The sequence below is a fragment of the Yersinia aleksiciae genome, from assembly GCF_001047675.1.
Lineage (GTDB): Bacteria > Pseudomonadota > Gammaproteobacteria > Enterobacterales > Enterobacteriaceae > Yersinia > Yersinia aleksiciae.
Genome location: NZ_CP011975.1, coordinates 3070082 through 3089295, shown reverse-complemented (window position 1 = coordinate 3089295; position 19214 = coordinate 3070082). Strand labels below are relative to the sequence as shown.

Here is a 19214-nt window from a genome sequence, read left to right as displayed (position 1 = left end):
TTTTAGCCGCGACATCCTGCGGTCAGCGTTTATAATCAGCGCCATTCTCTTTGACTGATAACCTGCCGTGCGGGAGATTTATGCGCATTATCCATACCTCTGATTGGCATTTAGGCCAGCATTTCTTCACCAAAAGCCGGGCTGCCGAACATCAAGCATTTCTGCACTGGCTCATTAAGCAGATCGAAGAAAATCAGGTAGATGCGTTGATTGTCGCCGGTGATATCTTTGATACTGGCTCCCCGCCCAGCTATGCCCGTGAGCTCTATAACTGCTTTGTGGTTGAACTCCAGCCCACTGGCTGCCAGTTGGTGGTTCTCGGGGGAAATCACGATTCAGTCTCAACACTGAATGAATCACGTGGTTTGCTTTCCTATCTGAATACTACAGTGATCTCCTGTGCCAGTAGCAATCTCGAACAGCAAATCATTACGCTGAAAAACCGTCAGCAGCAACCTGCGGCCTTACTGTGCGCAATTCCCTTCTTGCGCCCACGGGACTTAGTGACCAGCCAAGCCGGTGAATCTGGCGGGCAAAAACAGCTGGCACTGCAGGAAGCCATAGCCAGCCACTATCAAGCGCTATATCAGCGCGCTGTTGAACTGCGCACCGAATTTGGCTTGCCTCTGCCTATTATCGCCACTGGGCATCTCACCACCGTGGGGGTCACTACCTCAGATTCAGTTCGTGATATCTATATCGGCACACTGGATGCGTTTCCCGCCCAAGCTTTTCCACCGGCAGATTATATTGCACTGGGCCATATACACCGTGCACAGCAAGTGGCTAAAACAGAGCATATTCGTTACAGCGGTTCCCCCATTGCCCTGAGTTTTGATGAGTTGGGCAAAGAGAAAAGTGTCTATCTGGTGGAGTTTGCCCAACAGGCCTTGGCATCAGTGACCCCATTACTCATCCCGCAATTTCAGCCGATGCAGCTCATTAAAGGGGATTTGCAGCAAATAGAGCAGCAATTGGCTAAATTTGCTGACCATCAGGGCTTACCGGTCTGGCTGGATATCGAAGTTGCCACCCAAGACTATCTCACTGATATTCAAAGGCGGATTCAGGCGCTGGCCACAGATCTACCCGTCGAGGTCGTACTATTACGTCGCAGCAAAGAGCAGCGTAACAACAGCATTGAGCAGCAAGAGAAAGAGACACTCAATGAGCTGAGTGTCTCCGATGTATTTGAACGTAGGCTCGCACTAGAAGCAGATTTAGCCGAACCACGTCAGCAGCGGATGCGCCAGATGTTCAATCAGGTGGTTGAAGAGATCACGCAAGGTAAAGATGCCGCAGAGGAGCAGCCGATATGAGAATTTTAAGCCTGCGCCTAAAAAACATTAACTCCCTACAAGGGGAGTGGAAGATAGATTTCACTGCTGAGCCATTCGCCAGCAACGGCTTATTCGCCATCACCGGCCCCACTGGCGCGGGGAAAACCACGCTACTGGATGCGATTTGCCTTGCGCTGTACCACCAAACGCCGCGCCTAAATGTCACGCCGAGCCACAATGAGTTGATGACACGTCATACCGCCGAGTCGCTGGCCGAAGTTGAATTTGAGGTGAAAGACACCCGCTATCGCGCATTTTGGAGTCAACGTCGCGCTAAAAACAGCCCCGAAGGAAATCTGCAAGCGCCTAAAGTTGAGTTAGCGCTTTGCGAAAGCGGCAAGATTCTGGCCGATAAAGTGCGTGATAAGCTCGATATGGTTGCTGAGATAACCGGGCTGGATTTTGGCCGTTTTACCAAATCCATGATGTTGTCACAGGGGCAATTTGCCGCATTCCTCAATGCCGACGCCAATGATCGTGCTGAGTTATTGGAAGAGTTAACGGGTACTGACATCTATGGGCGGCTATCTGAACATGTTTTTGAACAACACAAGCAGGCCAAAACCGATCTGGACGCCTTACACCAGAGGGCAAGCGGCATTGAGTTACTAAATGAAGAGCAGCGGTCAGCTCTATCGCAACAAATAGATGAACTTAGCCAACAAGAGAAGCAACTTGCCGCAGAACAATCGGTGAATCCGCAGCAAATAAGCTGGCTAACCCATTGGCAGCAGCAGCAAAAGAGTGCGCTGGAATATCAGCAGCAACAAAAACTGATTGAGCAAGCATTCGAGCAAGCTCAGCCGGAATTGCAGCGACTAGCCCGAAGTGAACCTGCTGAAAAACTGCGTCCCTTGCTGCGGGAATGCTCACGCAGTCGACAAGACTTGCAGCAGATACAATTGCGTATCACCACACTGACCCAACAGCAGCAGCAACTTCAGACTCAACTGACACCACTGGCTGAAGCGTTGGAGCAAGCTAATTTGGCTCGCCAGCAGCAGGCGGTGAAACAGCATGAACAAGAAACGCTGATCGAACAAAAAGTCGTCCCGCTGGATAACACGATTGCGCAGCAGCAGCACACGTTGGCGCAACTTGCTACGCAGTTACAACAGTTACAGGGCAAAGAACAGCAAGAGAGACAACAGCTTGCACTCAATGAGCAGCAACGGCTACAAACTCATCAGCGCCTACAACAATTGGCTGAATATGCGCGCCAGCATCCCCATCATCAGCACTGGGAAAAGAACCTGCCGTTATGGCGTGAACAGTTCCGCCAACTGCATATACTGCAACAGCAGTCAGTTGAGAGCGAACAGCAGCTACAACAACAGGTCACGCTGCTCAATACGTTACAACAACAAATTACTACGCTGAATGAGCAAGACAAACAACAGCAAGCAACATTGATACAAGCCACTTCGCAGGCGGGTAGCCTCCAGCAGCAATTATTAGCGCTTGAGCAACAGCAGCCTTCAGCACAGCTACGCCAACAATGGGGCGAACTCCAGCAACAGCGGGCCACACGGCAACAATTAGCTGCACTATCGCCTTTGGCACAACAAGTCCAGTCACTGCTCGATAAGCAACAACAGCAATTCGTTAGCCAGCAGCAACAGCTAAAACTGCTTGAGCAGCAGTTGGCAGAAAAACGTCAGTTGTATAAACAGCAAAAACAGCATCTGACAGATCTGGAAAGCTTGTGGGAGCGCGAAAAACAGATAGCCGGATTAGAGGCGGAAAGGGCCAAACTGCAATCGGGAAAAGCCTGCCCATTATGTGGGGCGTTGGATCATCCGGCCGTTACTGAGTATCAGGCGGTACAACCCTCAGAAACGGCTAAACGTGTTGAAGAACTGCGCCTTCAAGTCGATCAACTCTTCGCCGCCGGAACGGAGTTGCGCACTCAGGTAGAGAGTGTGCAGCAACAGCAGCAACGTTTGGAGCAAGAAGTACAACAAAACAGCCAGCAATTGGCTGATTATAAAAAGCTTTGGCAAAAACTGGCACAACCACTGGCACTGACATTCGCCTTGAATGAACCTGCAGCTTTAGCGACTTGGTTAGAACAGCAGGAACAGTTAGAACAAAACTGCCAACAACAACTGGCCGAATATGAGCGTTTAAATCAGCAACATCAGCAAGCGAAGGATGTTCTGGCTCAAGCTGAACAGCAGCAGCAAAAACATCTGCAACAGTTGGCATTAATCACGCAGCGTCAACAAGATACCCAGCAATCCCACCAGACGTTATTAGCGCAACATCAACGCCAGCAGGATGAGTTAGCACTGATGCGTCAGGGCTTCCACAATGCGCTGGCTGAATTATCACTCTCAACCCCTGGAACAGACCAACAACAGAGTTGGCTGACACAGCGGGAAGAAGAGAGCCAACGCTGGCAGCAGTACCAGCAAGAGCAGCAACAACGGGTGCTGGAGCAAAAAGCACTGGAGACGCGGATTGAAGATGAGCGCCGCCATTTGCAAGCGTACGTTGATCAATTAACTGAGCTGACTCAGCAGCATCAACAGACCGAAACCCTACTCCAACAGTACCATCAGCAGCGCCATGAACTGTTTGGCGACAGTCGTGTTAGTGAAGCGCGCCAGTTATTACGTCTGCAACAGCAGCAGGTGGATCTGGTACAGCAAAACGCCGCAGAAGCCCTGCAACTGGCTCAATCCCAGCTCAGCCGATTATCCGGTGAATTGGAGGGGTTAGAGCAGCAATACCTGCATAATCAGCAGCGTGTGGCAGCAGCTCAAGCTGAGTTGCAACAGGCACTGGAGATTAGTGAGTTCACAGATGAAGCGGCACTGACTGCAGCCTTGCTGAGTGAAGAAGAGAGGCAACATTTGCAGCAATTGCAACTGCAATTGAACGAGCGGCAACAACAAATCCATATCCGTCAGCAGCAAACCAACGAAGCGCTGGAACAACATTTACAACAGTGCCCATCGGGTGTCGATCGGACATCTGAATTGGCAGTGTTACAGTTGCAATCGGAACAACTCTTAGCACAGCTGAAAACCAATACCTTACGCCAAGGTGAACTACGCAATCAGCTCGAAAGTGACGTAGCTCGCCGTAACAACCAACACGCACTGTTTGAACAAATTGAACGTAGCCAGCAGCAATATGATGACTGGAGCTATCTCAATCAGTTAATTGGCTCCAAAGAAGGTGATAAATTCCGCAAATTTGCCCAAGGGCTGACACTCGATCATCTGGTCTATTTAGCCAATAACCAACTCAGTCGCTTGCATGGCCGCTATCTGTTGCAGCGCAAAACCAGTGATGCACTGGAGCTGCAAGTGGTGGATACATGGCAAGCCGATGCCATACGCGATACCCGTACACTATCAGGAGGTGAAAGTTTTCTGGTTAGTCTGGCGCTGGCACTCGCACTGTCGGATCTGGTCAGTCATAAAACCAGCATTGACTCACTGTTCCTCGATGAGGGCTTCGGCACGCTGGATGCGGAAACACTGGATACCGCGCTGGATGCACTTGATAGCCTGAATGCGTCGGGTAAAACTATAGGTGTCATCAGCCATGTTGAGGCGATGAAAGACCGAATTCCGGTGCAAATAAAAGTGAAGAAAGTCAACGGACTGGGTGTCAGTCGTTTAGATAATATCTTCCGCGTCAATCCAGACTGAGTTTTACCCCGAGCCATTGGCGTTACAGCTAGGCAGCAAGCGAACAAGTCCCGATGAGCTGACTCAAGTCAGTGATTCGGGTGCGCGAGCGTCGCTAACAACGCTGTGGCGTCAAGGGCGAAGGGCGGTTGGCCACAACCAAGCAGCGCCACGCACCCCACTCGAATCTCCGTGCACTGCCTTGCGAATTGGGGTTTCACACTCTCCACCAAATACCCAAGGGCTGATTAACGCAGGCAATGTTTTATAGAGGCGATCGATATTACTCATTCCTCCGCCCAAGACCACGACATCGGGGTCAAACAGGTTAATGACATGAGCCAATGACTTGGCAAAACGTTGCTCATAATTGCTCATGGCCTGTTCGGCTAGCGCATCCCCCTGCTCAACCAACGTAATGATCTCATGGCCTTTAAGTGGTTTTCCACTCAGACGAAAGTAATCAGTGGCAAAACCTGTGCCGGAGACAAACGTCTCAATACAGCCTTTTTTGCCGCAATAACAAGCAACCTCCTGCTGATATTGGCGTTCTTCGTCATTCTGCCACGGCAAAGGATTATGACCCCACTCACCGGCGATGCCATTGCCGCCCGCATGGACCCGTCCATCAATAGCAATACCTGACCCACAACCCGTGCCAATAATGGCAGCAAATACCAGATGCTTCCCCGCACCGGCGCCATCAGTGGCTTCAGAAACAGCCAAACAATTAGCATCATTTGCCAGACGCACCGGACGCGAGATGAGATCTGACAGATCTTTATCAACAAACTGACCATTCAGCCATACCGAATTGGCATTTTTGACTTTGCCGGTAAAAGGAGAGAGTGTGCCCGGAATTCCCACCCCGACACTGCCCCGCTCACCTATAGCCTGCTCGGCGTCAGCAACTAAAGCTGCAATCGCCTGCAACGTTTTTTGATAATCATGGCGTGGGGTATCAACCCGCTTCCGGAAAAGTTCCAGCCCATCATTGCTCAATGCAATGACCTCTATTTTGGTGCCACCCAGATCGATACCAATGCGCATAGCGCTCCACCTCATTGACGGAATTATTCGTTGTATTGCGAGCGATAAATATGCCCCGATGTGCCAAGGCAATGACGATAATATAAATCTTATCTTTTCAGTGTGGACAATGCATCGCGGTGACACAATCTTTGTTACCCGTAATTTTGCATTCTGTCGTGTTTAAATCCCATCGGGTGAAAATTGCATTCAGAAAATGATTGGCTGGCGCGCTTTTTTCTTATTCTTTACTAGGGGTCAAGGGATCAATTCGTTATCATGCCGCCCTGCGTTTGATTAACTCGCGCGCTCCAGGCGCGCCCGAGCCAGGGATATTACTATGCTGTGGTTTAAGAATTTAATGGTTTACCGTTTGAGCCGGGAAGTCTCGCTATCTGCGGATGAAATGGAGAAACAGTTAAGCGCCCTCAGTTTCACCCCCTGTGGCAGCCAGGATATGGCAAAAACTGGTTGGGTATCACCGATGGGTTCACACAGCGATGCCTTAACGCATACGGTTAATGGTCAGATCGTGATTTGTGCGCGTAAAGAAGAGAAAATCTTGCCATCTCCGGTGATTAAGCAAGAGTTACAAGCCAAAATTGAACGTCTGGAAGGTGAACAACATCGCAAACTGAAAAAAACTGAAAAAGATTCATTAAAAGATGAAGTTCTGCACAGTTTATTGCCACGAGCATTCAGTCGATTTAACCAAACCTTCCTGTGGATTGATACGGTCAATGATCTGATTATGGTTGATGCGGCCAGTGCTAAACGGGCTGAAGACACCTTAGCGTTGCTGCGAAAAAGTCTGGGTTCCTTACCGGTAGTGCCGCTGACATTGGAAAACCCGATTGAGCTGACACTAACTGAGTGGGTGCGTAGTAAAGAATTACCTGCTGGTTTTACACTGATGGATGAGGCTGAACTGAAAGCCATTCTGGAAGATGGCGGCGTGATCCGTTGCAAGAAACAGGATCTGTTCAGTGATGAAATCGCGGTGCATATTGAAGCTGGCAAGCTGGTGACAAAGCTGGCACTGGATTGGCAAGAGCGTGTTCAGTTGGTGCTGTCCGATGATGGATCACTGAAGCGTCTGAAATTCGCTGATACCTTACGCGAGCAGAACGATGATATTGATCGGGAAGATTTTGCTCAGCGTTTCGATGCCGATTTTATTCTGATGACCAGTGAACTGGCCGCCTTGATTAAAAATCTCATTGAAGCTTTGGGTGGTGAGGCGCAGCGCTAATACTGCTGTAACTCTAGTAGGATGAATATTGCCCTCTCTGGCATGGAGAGGGCAGAAATATTCGCTAAATTAAAAGTAAATTAGCTCAAATATTTGCACAGATACGATGATGCTTCAGCAACTTGCAGGTTAAATTCACTTTCCCCTGGGATATAGAAGGTTTCACCTGGTTTGAAGACTTCCCAACCTGACGAACCTGGAATCAGTACCTTTAAGCTGCCAGTAATGACCGTCATCTCTTCCGGTTTAGCTGTACTGAAGGTGTATTCACCCTTTTCCATCACCCCAACGCTAGCTGGTCCAATGCTGTCACTGTCAAAACCAATAGATTTCACTTTCCCGGTAAAATACTCATTAAATTTCAGCATAGTTTTGCACCCGCGTCTTAATCAGAATTGAGCTTTCATATTAGAGTCTCTATAAACGCTCTGTCACTGATTATTATGACGAAATGGGATCATTACCGGATTCACAACCAAGGTTGCGGAGAAAACGCACGAATTGGTGCTAGATTTTATTTTTATCCCAGAGGAAAGCGGTTATTTGACTTAAACAAAGCAACCGCAAATGATTTACAGCTTAAGTAAGTGCGTATTTTTAGAAAAAGAGAATGGCATCAGAGGTTTCGTAAAATATACAGCGCCAGCGAGGTTTCAAAGACCACAATCAATATTGACCAGAATGCAGGCATAAAATTGGTGTGTTGATGGATAAATAATTTGAAGGTTTTCATCGGCCCGCCTTGATTGGCCTTGCCTTGAGTGGCATTAATCAACATAAATGATTTACGTTGAAATGATTACGTAGGTGATGATTGTACGCTTCGTATAATTATCAGGCAATCAGATGGGCTAATTATTCATATTACAAATTACTCTAACTGCCCCCCACTACTTCACTGTTTCATCCGCTAAAATCTGGACAATATGTTCGACAACTTCTTGTGGTTGCTGAGTTGCATCCAGCACATGATGGGCGACTTCCTGATAGAGCGCTTCCCGGCTGGCTAATACATCCAGCATTTCCTCAACGATCGGTTTACCCGTGAGGCTTGGTCGTTGAGCATCTTCTGGATCTTCGGTTAACCGCTCGGCCAGCACATTGGCCGATGCACGCAGGTAAATAACCACGCCGTGATTGCGCATAAATGTGCGATTTTTAGGCGTCAATACCGCACCACCACCGGTAGCAACCACCGTTTTAGGGGCAGTGACAGTCTGCAAAGCCATACTTTCTCGCAAACGAAAGCCATCCCAACCCTCGCGAGCGACAACTTCGGCAACACTCATCTGTAAGGTTTGCTGCATAAACAGATCTGTATCAATAAAACGATACCCCAATGCCTCTGCCAACGCCTTCCCTACTGTTGTCTTACCTGCACCACGCGCACCAACCATGAAGATAGTTTGTGTCATTACTTGAAAATCCTTTCGCATCAACTTCTGAGGATAAATTCTCGATATCAAAAAACTGGCCGCTATTGTTAACCGACGAAATTAGATTAACACTCAGCTATATGCTGTAGATGCAAATCATACCGATAATTGAGAGTAGTGCAAACTTTACAGGCATGTAAAATTAACGATACACAAAATGGAGGTAATATTGCACACCAACCCGATAAAGCGGGTTAATCCCTATCGGGTGATGAGCATAATCAGAAATCGATACTGGCACGTAGAACAAACTGTCGAGGCTCACCAACAGCAACCCGCAAATTACCACCGCTTGAAGGATAATACGTTTTGTCAAACAGGTTTTTCACGTTTAACTGCCATTTCACTCGATAATGATTAACCAGTAATGAATATGAAATAAAAGCATCAGCCACGGTGTAATCATCTAGGGTAAAACGGTTTGCTGCGTCACCCGCTCGCCGCCCGACATAGCGAGCACCCGCACCAATTCGCATTTCATCGCCGCTCTGCCAACCGGTAGAGCCTAATGTCTGGGTCAGAAATAAAGACGCACTATTACGGGCGACATTCGTCATCTGATTACCTTTATTATTAGGGTCTTCCGTTACTCTGGCCCCAATATAAGCATAAGTGGCAATGGCGCTTAGATTATCGGTCAATTGCCCCGCGACATCTAACTCAATACCTTGTGAACGCACACGTCCAGCGGTGCGAGTAACTGTTTCACCATCAATTAACTCATTGACCATAACATTGCGTTTGGCGATATCAAATAGCGCCAGAGTACCGGTCACACCATTAAGTAATTCAACTTTGCTACCGATTTCCCAAGATTGTCCCTGCTCTGGTGGCAATGAACTTATCTGTTTAGCAATAGACGAATTAGGCTTGAAAGATTCACTGTAACTACCATAAAAAGAGATTTCTGGCGTTAACTTGTAGACCACACCGGTGCGTGGGATCAATTTACTGCCAGCACTCTCGGTATTGGTGATAAAGGGCCGTCCTTTACCGGAGAAAACATCAAAATGATCGTAACGTAAACCTGCCAGTACAATCCATTTATCGGTCAGCTCAATAGCGTCCTGCATAAACCAACCATAACTTTTTAAGTTTCTGCGGTGATCGCTGTTTTTAGCACTGACCTTCGTCGAGACTGGCATCAAACCGTACACCGGATGATAAATATCAAAATCCGCGTTCTTTTTGTCACGGATCATATCGCCACGGTAGGTACGGTTATCTTCGTAGTCGAAGCCAAATAGCATCTGATGGCCCATCCCTCCTAAATCCAGATCGCCATTCAGTGTCATTTGCACCGCTTGAGCCTGGCTGACTGCACTGGCTGTCGCATCGGCTTGTCGAGTCAACACTCCAGTCATCGGATTGAGCGATAAAGCCCGCGCTTGATTATCACTGTAGCGGTTACGGCCATACGCGTATGTCAGTGTGCTTTTCCAATGATCATTTAGCACCTGATCAACTTGCAGGGTGATATTGTCCTGATCACCCCGAGTCGCGTTATAGATCTCGTCAAATCGGCGATGGCATGGGGTATCGACTGGTTTACCCGTGCGGCTATCAATAATGGTGCCGCGATCAAAGGGGGTGAGATATTCCATACGTTCGTAAGCGACACGGACGGTAGTCGTTTCACCAAACCACATTATCGAGGGTGCGACAACGGTTTGACGATGGCGACCAAAGTTACGCCAGTAATCTGTTTCATCGTGATCCACAATCATCCGATAAGCGAAACCGGATTGGCCTAATGGGCCGGTGAGATCCAACTGGCCCCCACCCCCGTTAAAACTGCGCCCCCAACCTTCAATGTGCGCTTGCTGCATCAACTGTGGCTTCTTAGTGATCATATTGATGACGCCACCCGGCTCCCCCATGCCATAAAACATTGATGCCGGGCCTTTAAGTACCTCGACCCGCTCAGTTGTCGGGGTGAAATTACGTGCGAGTACCGAACGCACACCATCACGCAGGATTGAACCATCACGGTTATCGCCAAATCCGCGCTTCATAACGGCATCTTGCGTGCCACCCAAGGTATTCGTCTGGGTAATGCCACTAACGTTATATAGCGCCTCATCAATGTTTCTTGCGGCTTGATCACGCAGTACCTGCCGTGGCACGACACTGACCGCCTGCGGTACATTCAACAAATTGCTCTCGGTGCGAGTCCCGGTGACACTGGTTGTCGGCTGGTAACTTTGTGTCTCAGCTTCACTTTGCTGACCAATCACTACTATTTTGGTTCTATTTTCGATCTTTTTGTCTTCGGTACGATTGTCTGCTGATTGGGCGACCGACCCCATCGCCAGCAGCGGCAAGCCGCACCAGTACCAACGCTGACACTTAATTATTTCCATATTTGAACTGACTCCAATAAATCCCTGAGAAAGGTAGCGGTAAAAATTGTTGATAGAGTTGTTGGAATGTTTGCTGTGGACAGACATCAGCAAATAAATCCGGATAGAACGCTTTGGCAAACATCTCTACTGCCACAACGTGGTAAGGGCTGAGGTAGAAATTATGCCAAATACTGTAGGCGCGGCCCTGAGTCACCGCGCTAAGATGAGAAAGGATGGGTTGGTCTGACAGTACCTGCTGGAAGCTGTTTTGTGCCTGTTCAGCGTTGACCAGTGGCCCCAATTGCAAGCTGGAAAAACGCTTGCCAGTAAGGCCCGCCATGCCGGTGGCAATATAGATATCTGGATTGGCTTGCAGCACATTTTCCGGATTCAGTTCGCCATACAGGGTATTAATACGAGAAGAGGCAATATTGTCACCACCGGCGAAAGCAATCAGGTCGCCGAGATTGCCTTTAGAGGCCGTGGTGCAGCAACTTTCACGCCGCCCAAGGTGTAAATGCAGCATAACCTTCGGTTTTCGCCCTTGATACTGCGCCAGCCGCTGCTGGATCACTTGCATATGCCGCTGATAAAAAATGATAAATTGCTCGGCGCGCGCTTGGTGATTAAGCACCTCACCCAACAGCTTAATACTGGGAACCGTGTGCTTTAACAAATCGATCCGCAGATCCACATAGATAACGGGAATACCGGCTTGGGTTAAACGCGCTAATGTTCCGTCATCACCTTCCCCCCCGGAGAGTCGTGACAAAATAATCAGATCGGGCTTCGATTGAATAAGGCGCTCAACATTTATCTGGCGAATATTTCCATTGCCGATTATTGGAATTTGAGCGATTTCAGGAAATTTTTGTGTATAGAGCTGCCAGCTTTGCGCATCATAACGTTCAAGGTCCGCGGGCCAACCAATCACGCGCTCTGCTGGATTACCTGGCGTCAATAACGCCAACGTATATAACATCCGGCTTTCACCCAGAATAATACGCTGCGGGTTATCCGGTACTTCCACCTGACGCCCTAGAATATCGGTGACACTCTTTGCCTGCCCGTTAGAGGCCACACTGAGCAGACAAAAGACCAAAACAGCCTGAAAATAGCGCATACACGTCACATAACCAGAAAATTAGCTGCGCATGATAATCATTATCATTAGCGTTTTTCAAATGAAATGCTTAATCCGTTTAGATAAGAGAGAGGAACCGCCGTAGCGCCCCCTCAAACTTAATTTTGATCAATACGGCGGTATTTTTCGCCTAATAATCCTCTGGATAACTAGAGGCTATGGCGTATGGAACATGAGGAACGGCAAAACAGGGCCGCTAACGAGGCTGGCAAATATAAACTAATGCGGGAGGGAAATTACGGACTACCCGTATCTTTTTCCACGTGAAATAGCGGGATAACAAGGGTTCGGAAAGGTGGCTGTATTGGAACAATACCAGCATTCCACCGTTTGCGCGTAAACGCTGTTGGGTCTGCTGCAATATTCTGATGCTGATCTTGGTTGGGATCGAGAGCAGTGGTAAGCAACAAAATACAACATCGTAATTCTGATCTAACTGTTCGGCCGAGCGATCTACGACCTGCAAACGCGAGTCATTTATCTGATGCAATGCGTGCACAAAATGGGGCAGAATTTCGTAAGCCTGTAAGCGAGAGTTTACTGACATATGTGACAAAATCCGCTTTGTCAGCACACCATCAGCTGCGCCCAATTCAGCAATATTAAGCTGTTGTTTCCAATCCACCTGATTCAACATCGCCTGGCACAACCAAGGCGAAGAAGGAGCTAACGTGCCAACCGTGCGGGGTGAGGCAATAAAGCGCTGCAAATAGGAAAATTGACTTTTAAAATTACGCCGAACGGTGTTTAGCATAGCCTCTCCTCGGAGCCTCAGATACACCACAATAGCACCTTATTTTTCTTAAGTTATCATTAAGATTGCTCTAATAATTAATTATTTTTAGTCGTCAAATAGAAAATACTCTTGCGAGGAATATGAGTGATCAGAAATAAGTAAGCCCAAGGTAACAATAATTTGCGATTGCTAACTTGGGCTTACTTGTAAACTATAGCGTTGTTGTTATTACGATATCGCGACTATCTCCAGAAACCGATTGAATTATCATTTATGATGAAAGTTAGCGATAAATCTCGGCACTGGCACTGTAATTGCTGGAGTCACCGGGATTGCTCATGCCGATGACCCGATAGTGGCTCGCACCATCTGTGGTTGCTTTCGCATTTAATGCTGACTCCACATCCATTGGTGAACCGCTGACATTAGAAATAGAGATAACCCCCATACTTTGCAATTTCGTCGCTTGTTCCGGACTCACTTCTTGTGCAGCCATAGTGGCGAATGAAGCGGTGGCAATAAATGCGGCTGCGATAATAGGTAATAGTTTCATAAAAATCTCCAACAGACAGGTTATATGTAACGTCTTTGTGAGGTTAATTATGAGTGCCTCAATGCAAGGAGACGTAATGCTCTGTAAAGAAGATCAATCATTGTGAGGGGAATAAGGAGGAAATAAAATATTTTATGTCACTGGAGACAGGTAGATAAATAAACAGCTACAGACGCCGATATATTTGGCCGTCACCCAGATTGATACTTTATTGATTATCAAGATGCAGGAAGGCGGCAAGCCAACACTCCTGCGACTTGAAAGATGACGGGTATTAGTCACGCTTTGCAACAACCATCATAATATCACTGGTAAATGAACCGTCAGCGTTAATCTGATAATGATTAATCACACTTTCGGATGCTGATTTTTGTAGCTCACGAATTGCAGTCGCAAAATACTCGGGTGTGCGCATTCTGGCAATCCAGCTACTGAACTCCAAATATAATCGATCGGAGGTCACTTCATTAATTACCAATCCAGCATCAGTAAACAGCGCCAGCCATTCACCTGGCGAGTAATTCCGCACATGGGAAGTATCACGTAAAACCTCTACCGTTTGCAGATAAATATCCAGCACAGGATGACCGGGTGAAACCACATCCATAAAGATAACTTCACCGCCCGGCCGTAATACCCGCTTAACTTCACGTAAAGCTTGGCCGACATCGTGCCAGTGGTGTGCAGAGTAGCGACTGATGACAATATCAAAACTCTGATCACCAAAGGGTAATGATTCAGCCAGCCCCTGTTGTACCGCAATATTAGTCAGATTTTTGTCTGCGGCGGCCTGACTGACCACTTGCAGCATCTGTGCTGAAAGATCATACGAAACGACAGACTTCACCACTGCCGCCGCTGCGAAGCTGGCGTGGCCGGCCCCACATCCAAGATCGAGTAAATGAGCATTACCATGGGGTTGCAGTAGCGTAGCCAAGCGCTGTAAATCTTTACCTTGAGCATGTACGGCACTCGTCAGATAAGCATTAGCCTGATCGCCAAACTGCCTTTCAACTGCATCTGTATGGCTATTTTGTGTTGTCATTAATATCCCCGATTATGGTTTAACTCGCTGATTCACTTTATCTATCTTATTCCTTGTAAAGCGTTAATATGCTTTTTTTGAACCAAATCCACTATAGTGGGTGAATTGAAGCATCACAATAGCGTGGGAGATATTATGGTTACACTCAGAGCAATGCGGGCTGAGGAGCTTGGCGACTATAGGAATTTATTTATTACCGAATATGCGCAAGATTTGGTGTCTAATAGTGACTATAGCGTCGAGCAAGCTCAGGCTTATGCAACACAGAGCTTTGATAGCTATTTACCGGAGGGTGTTAATAGCCCTAGTGACCATCTTTTTTGCATCGAAAATAGAGATGATATCGGCGGTGAAGAGCAATTGGTGGGTTATTTATGGTATGGGTTAGGTAAAGAGGATAGTGCGGCCTTTATTAAGGATTTCTACGTACTACCGCAGTGTCAACGTCAGGGTTATGGCTCGGCGTGTTTAGAAGCATTGGAAAAACGATTGATCGATCAGGGTATATTCGAGATAAAACTGCGGGTAGCGGCTGATAATCCCCAAGCTAAAAGATTGTATGAGCAAATGGCATTCGTAGTCACCGGCTTTAATATGTCTAAGTCACTGAAATAATACGATAGATGGAGATGGAGATGGAGATGGAGACAATATTCAAGGAGCGCTTGCAAGGCTGCAAACGAAGAAACGTTAAGCACTGATAATCGGATGAACAGTTCATCGGGCATGGCGCCTGCTGTTCTTCTGATCCATCAGTCAAAGGGGATGTTATTTCTAGATTAAACTATTTTATCTTCGCCCATCTGCTGCAACTGATTTCTGTAAGATTTTACTTTTTGGCGTTTCTTCATCCAGATGGAGAATGACACGATAAAAATACCACCAGCCAAGCTTAATACACCCAACTCATGCTGATAAAACAGCATAATGACAAAATAGACAGCAGATATTATCGCTACCCATTTAGCCGAATGACCAATCGAGTTTTTCTCATCAGTCAAACGGCGGATACTCTCTTCTTCGCTGATCCCCATGCTTAATCCTCCTTAATAGCCAGCTTATAATATTGGGCCAGTTGCATGATAATTCAACATATTTTTCAGTTTTTATTTTATTCAGTCGAGATAGCTCTGATTGACTATCTCGATTGTGTTCATATCATGTTGGAATTCCTCGATTACATGCCGTCCTGAAATTTTCGCGCCTTGGCGCTTTGCTGCTTTTCCAGTTCAAAAATAGCACGTTGCAGCCCTTTTTCTTGGATCGGACTTAAACGAGAGAATTTAAAACTCAGCCGTTGCATCGTGAGTGTTTCGCCTTTGTTATTCACCACTTTTTTATCAATGGATCGGATAAATTGCAGGTCCAATTTAAAAATGCCAAAGCCGCATAAATCAACCGAGACATCACGTAGAATTCCACATCCTTGCAGCGGGAACTCACTGCCTTTCAGGGCATATAGACCCATTCCCCCCAAGGAGACATCTGCTAACGTATAGGAGAACTTACTGCCATCAGCGAATTTTCCTGAGCAGTAATAAGCGGGCCACTGAGGAATATTGACGCGAAAATATTCCCGTCGTTGAATAAAGTAAAGTTGCTCAGGAAGGGAGGTGCTAAAGGCTGGCAGCGATAAATACTTTATTTCTTTCAATGGACTACAGGTGAACTCTATTTTTGCACCAGTAGGTTCCGCAATGAGAGTTATTTGATTAGCAGCGAGAGCTGAAATATTTTCATGTTCCACGCTGCCAAAATCAAAAATAAACTGATTAGTTTCGGGCACTACATCCAGAATACGGCTAATAAATTGCCCGCGGGCATGGGTCACCATCACTGCAGTATCATTCTTCTTTAAGTCCCGAAGAATTGCACAGATCGCTAATTTATTCGTTTTGACAAAATTTTCTTTAGACGTTTCGCTCACCTGCCATTCCCCATCTTTAATTTATCGCCCTGGCTACCCAGATTATTAAAAGCCTATAAATACCGGAATGGTTATCGGCAGATGTCAGCATTACTTTAGCGGTTATTTTTTGTATTTTCGACGGGGAGTCAGGAGAGTTAAAAATAAAGCGATACTGACAAGTGCCAGATATCGCTTTCATGCATATACCGCAATCTGCGGTTAATCAGGTGCGAACTAAATCGTCGCCGTAGCCAATCCACTTATAAGTCGTCAATGCATCCAGCCCCATAGGGCCACGGGCATGAAGTTTTTGTGTGCTGACGGCAACTTCTGCCCCTAAACCGAATTGACCACCATCAGTGAAACGCGTGCTGGCATTGACATAGACCGCTGATGAATCCACCGCACGGACAAAATGTTCAGCACTACTGAGTGAGCGCGTCAAAATGGCGTCGGAATGGCTGGTGCCATGTTCGCGGATATGATCTATGGCAGCATCGATATCAGCCACAATATCCACATTCAGATCCAACGATAACCACTCGTCATCGTAATCTGCAGCTTCCACGGCCACCACTTTGGCCTTAGCTTCCACCAGATACGGCATGGCCTGCGGGCTGGCATGGAGTATCACACCAAAGGCATGCATTCTGGCGCTCAATACAGGTAGGAAACTTTCAGCGATGGACTGATGAACCAGCAAAGTTTCCAGCGAGTTACAGGCACTTGGCCGCTGGATTTTTGCGTTTTCAATCACCAATAGCGCCTTCTCAACATCGGCGCTTTCATCGACAAAAGTATGGCAAACACCAATCCCGCCAGTAATCACCGGAATAGTCGATTGCTCACGGCACAGTTTATGGAGACCGGCACCACCACGTGGAATCAACATATCAACATAGCGATCCATACGCAGTAATTCATTCACCAACTCGCGGTCCGGGCTTTCAATTGCCTGCACTGCCGCTGCGGGTAAACCGCATTGCTCCAACGCCTGTTGGATCACTTTCACCGTAGCCTGATTGGTGTGATGTGTCTCTTTCCCACCACGCAAAATCACCGCATTGCCGGTCTTTAGGCATAAGCTGGCCACATCAATGGTGACATTCGGGCGGGCTTCATAAATGACACCAATCACCCCCAGCGGTACACGGCGGCGTTCAAGTTTCAAGCCGCTGTCGAGCAAGCTACCATCAATCACCCGGCCTACAGGGTCATTCAGGCGGCATACCTGACGCACATCATTAGCAATGGCAGCTAATCGTGCGGGCGATAATAACAGCCGATCGAGCAGCGCTTCACTCATACCACTGTCGCGGGCGGTTTGCATATCTTGTTCGTTGGCTTGCAAAATGGCCTGACTTTCAGACTCCAACAGGTTTGCGATGACAGCGAGTGCCTGATTTTTTCTGGCTGTGCTTAGCATCGCTAATTGCCAGGAAGCCTGTTTAGCGGCCTTCCCCATCTGTTCCAGCATGCTCATGCTTGCTCCTTAACTGACAATCATATCGTCACGGTGAACAGCCACCGGGCCGTATTCATATCCGAGGATTTCACTGATTTGTTGCGAGTGGTGCCCCGCTAACAGGCGCAAGGCGTCACTGTTATACCGTGATACGCCGTGGGCCAAATCTCGCCCACTGAGGTTGCGGATGCGGATCACTTCACCACGGGAGAAGTTCCCTTTGACGCTGCGGATACCTTTTGGCAACAGCGAACTTCCCCGCTCCATAATGGCAGAGACCGCACCATCATCGACGGTAATTTCGCCCGCCGGTGGCGCACCAAAAATCCAGCGCTTACGGTTCTCCAGCGGTGTTTCCAGCGCGTGAAAACGAGTGCCGACTGGGGTGCCGTCAATCACATCAGCAATCACGCTGGCCTGATTCCCTGCCGCAATCACCACATCAATACCCGCACGGCACGCAACATCAGCGGCTTGCAGTTTCGTCGCCATACCACCGGTGCCGAGACCAGAGACGCTATCACCCGCAATTTCACGCAAGGCATCATCAATACCATGCACTTCACGAATCAGTTCTGCTTCTGGGTTGTTACGGGGATCTGCGGTGTATAAGCCCGTTTGATCGGTCAGTAACAGCAACTTGTCTGCACCAGCCAGAATGGCTGCCAGTGCCGAGAGATTATCGTTGTCGCCCACTTTGATTTCAGCGGTAGCAACGGCATCATTCTCATTGATGACGGGAACGATGCGGTTATCCAGCAAGGCGTTCATGGTGTCGCGCGCATTCAAAAATCGCTCACGATCTTCTAAGTCAGCACGGGTCAGCAGCATCTGGCCCACATGGATGCCATAGATAGAAAACAGCTGTTCCCAGAGCTGAATCAGTCGGCTTTGCCCGACTGCGGCCAACAGTTGCTTCGAGGCAATGGTGGCGGGTAATTCTGGGTAACCCAAGTGTTCACGTCCTGCGGCAATCGCCCCAGAGGTGACAATAACAATACGATGACCTTTGGCGTGTTGCTGGGCGCATTGGCGCACCAGTTCAACAATATGGGCACGGTTAAGACGACGGGAACCGCCCGTCAGCACACTCGTCCCCAATTTCACAACCAATGTCTGGCTGCCACTCATAATTTTTCTGCCGTTGGGATAATTAAAAAAGAAATGATAGATCAAACGTTGTAGCAGGCGCGAAGCATTATGCCAACAGGCATGATGAGAAATCCCCCCTTTTATTGTGCTAAAGGGGGGATGGGCTTCTTAATTGATGACTTTGAGCATGCTGTTCTTAATTGGCTATTAACAACATTAGGTAT

The 19214-nt window shown here is 47.8% G+C and carries 17 protein-coding genes; 4 read left to right on the top strand and 13 right to left on the bottom strand.

Annotated features, from left to right (window positions below):
• The first annotated feature begins 80 nt into the window (after positions 1-80).
• Both sbcD and ACZ76_RS13795 read left to right on the top strand, forming a co-directional pair.
• On the top strand, positions 81-1319 hold the full coding sequence (sbcD, locus tag ACZ76_RS13800) for an exonuclease subunit SbcD (RefSeq protein WP_048619426.1): 1239 nt from the start codon (positions 81-83) through the stop codon (positions 1317-1319).
• Positions 1316-5005 (top strand): AAA family ATPase, encoded by a 3690-nt coding sequence (locus ACZ76_RS13795; protein ID WP_048619425.1) that lies wholly within the window; start codon positions 1316-1318, stop codon positions 5003-5005. The genes sbcD and ACZ76_RS13795 overlap by 4 nt, the downstream gene beginning before the upstream one ends.
• Positions 5006-5116: 111 nt before the next feature.
• Here the strand turns inward: ACZ76_RS13795 and mak are convergent, their stop codons facing one another.
• Positions 5117-6034 carry a fructokinase gene (mak, locus tag ACZ76_RS13790; RefSeq protein ID WP_048619424.1) on the bottom strand — a complete coding sequence of 306 codons (918 nt, stop codon included), beginning with the start codon at positions 6032-6034 and terminating at the stop codon, positions 5117-5119.
• Between the two features lie 319 nt (positions 6035-6353).
• On the opposite strand from mak, the gene rdgC reads away from it, so the two are divergent.
• Positions 6354-7265: a recombination-associated protein RdgC gene (gene rdgC / locus ACZ76_RS13785; protein ID WP_048619423.1), complete on the top strand. Its 912-nt coding sequence runs from the start codon at positions 6354-6356 to the stop codon at positions 7263-7265.
• An 80-nt stretch (positions 7266-7345) separates the two neighbouring features.
• On the opposite strand, the gene ppnP is transcribed toward rdgC, so the two are convergent.
• The 8 genes from ppnP to ACZ76_RS13750 form a co-directional block, all read right to left on the bottom strand.
• Complete coding sequence (gene ppnP / locus ACZ76_RS13780; RefSeq protein ID WP_004873495.1) at positions 7346-7633, bottom strand: pyrimidine/purine nucleoside phosphorylase; 288 nt, start codon at positions 7631-7633, stop codon at positions 7346-7348.
• Between the two features lie 248 nt (positions 7634-7881).
• Positions 7882-8043, bottom strand: a complete 162-nt coding sequence (locus ACZ76_RS19330) for a hypothetical protein (RefSeq protein WP_156312868.1) — start codon at positions 8041-8043, stop codon at positions 7882-7884.
• 112 nt (positions 8044-8155) lie between these two features.
• Positions 8156-8680: a shikimate kinase AroL gene (gene aroL, locus ACZ76_RS13775; protein ID WP_048619422.1), complete on the bottom strand. Its 525-nt coding sequence runs from the start codon at positions 8678-8680 to the stop codon at positions 8156-8158.
• Between the two features lie 242 nt (positions 8681-8922).
• Positions 8923-11064 (bottom strand): TonB-dependent siderophore receptor, encoded by a 2142-nt coding sequence (locus ACZ76_RS13770; RefSeq protein WP_048619421.1) that lies wholly within the window; start codon positions 11062-11064, stop codon positions 8923-8925.
• Positions 11051-12169 (bottom strand): ABC transporter substrate-binding protein, encoded by a 1119-nt coding sequence (locus ACZ76_RS13765; protein ID WP_048619420.1) that lies wholly within the window; start codon positions 12167-12169, stop codon positions 11051-11053. The genes ACZ76_RS13770 and ACZ76_RS13765 overlap by 14 nt, the downstream gene beginning before the upstream one ends.
• Positions 12170-12386: 217 nt before the next feature.
• Positions 12387-12944 (bottom strand): class I SAM-dependent methyltransferase, encoded by a 558-nt coding sequence (locus tag ACZ76_RS13760; RefSeq protein WP_048619419.1) that lies wholly within the window; start codon positions 12942-12944, stop codon positions 12387-12389.
• A 265-nt stretch (positions 12945-13209) separates the two neighbouring features.
• Entirely contained in the window at positions 13210-13479 is a 270-nt protein-coding gene (locus tag ACZ76_RS13755) for a YdgH/BhsA/McbA-like domain containing protein (protein WP_048619418.1), read from the bottom strand.
• A 274-nt stretch (positions 13480-13753) separates the two neighbouring features.
• Entirely contained in the window at positions 13754-14524 is a 771-nt protein-coding gene (locus tag ACZ76_RS13750; RefSeq protein ID WP_048619417.1) for a class I SAM-dependent methyltransferase, read from the bottom strand.
• A gap of 135 nt (positions 14525-14659) precedes the next feature.
• Between ACZ76_RS13750 and ACZ76_RS13745 the strand changes: the two genes are divergently transcribed.
• Positions 14660-15139, top strand: a complete 480-nt coding sequence (locus ACZ76_RS13745; protein ID WP_048619416.1) for a GNAT family N-acetyltransferase — start codon at positions 14660-14662, stop codon at positions 15137-15139.
• 164 nt (positions 15140-15303) lie between these two features.
• On the opposite strand, the gene ACZ76_RS13740 is transcribed toward ACZ76_RS13745, so the two are convergent.
• The 4 genes from ACZ76_RS13740 to proB all read right to left on the bottom strand — a co-directional run bounded on the left by ACZ76_RS13740 (position 15304) and on the right by proB (position 19029).
• A complete protein-coding gene (locus ACZ76_RS13740) occupies positions 15304-15558 on the bottom strand; it encodes a hypothetical protein (protein ID WP_048619415.1) in 255 nt (84 codons plus the stop codon).
• Between the two features lie 143 nt (positions 15559-15701).
• Positions 15702-16451: a flagellar brake protein gene (locus ACZ76_RS13735; RefSeq protein ID WP_048619414.1), complete on the bottom strand. Its 750-nt coding sequence runs from the start codon at positions 16449-16451 to the stop codon at positions 15702-15704.
• Positions 16452-16656: 205 nt separating this feature from the next.
• Positions 16657-17910, bottom strand: coding sequence for a glutamate-5-semialdehyde dehydrogenase (proA, locus tag ACZ76_RS13730; RefSeq protein WP_048620304.1), 1254 nt, complete (start codon positions 17908-17910; stop codon positions 16657-16659).
• A 15-nt stretch (positions 17911-17925) separates the two neighbouring features.
• The gene (proB, locus tag ACZ76_RS13725; protein WP_048619413.1) at positions 17926-19029 is read right to left on the bottom strand and encodes a glutamate 5-kinase; all 1104 of its coding nucleotides are present in this window, start codon (positions 19027-19029) and stop codon (positions 17926-17928) included.
• Positions 19030-19214 lie beyond the last annotated feature (185 nt).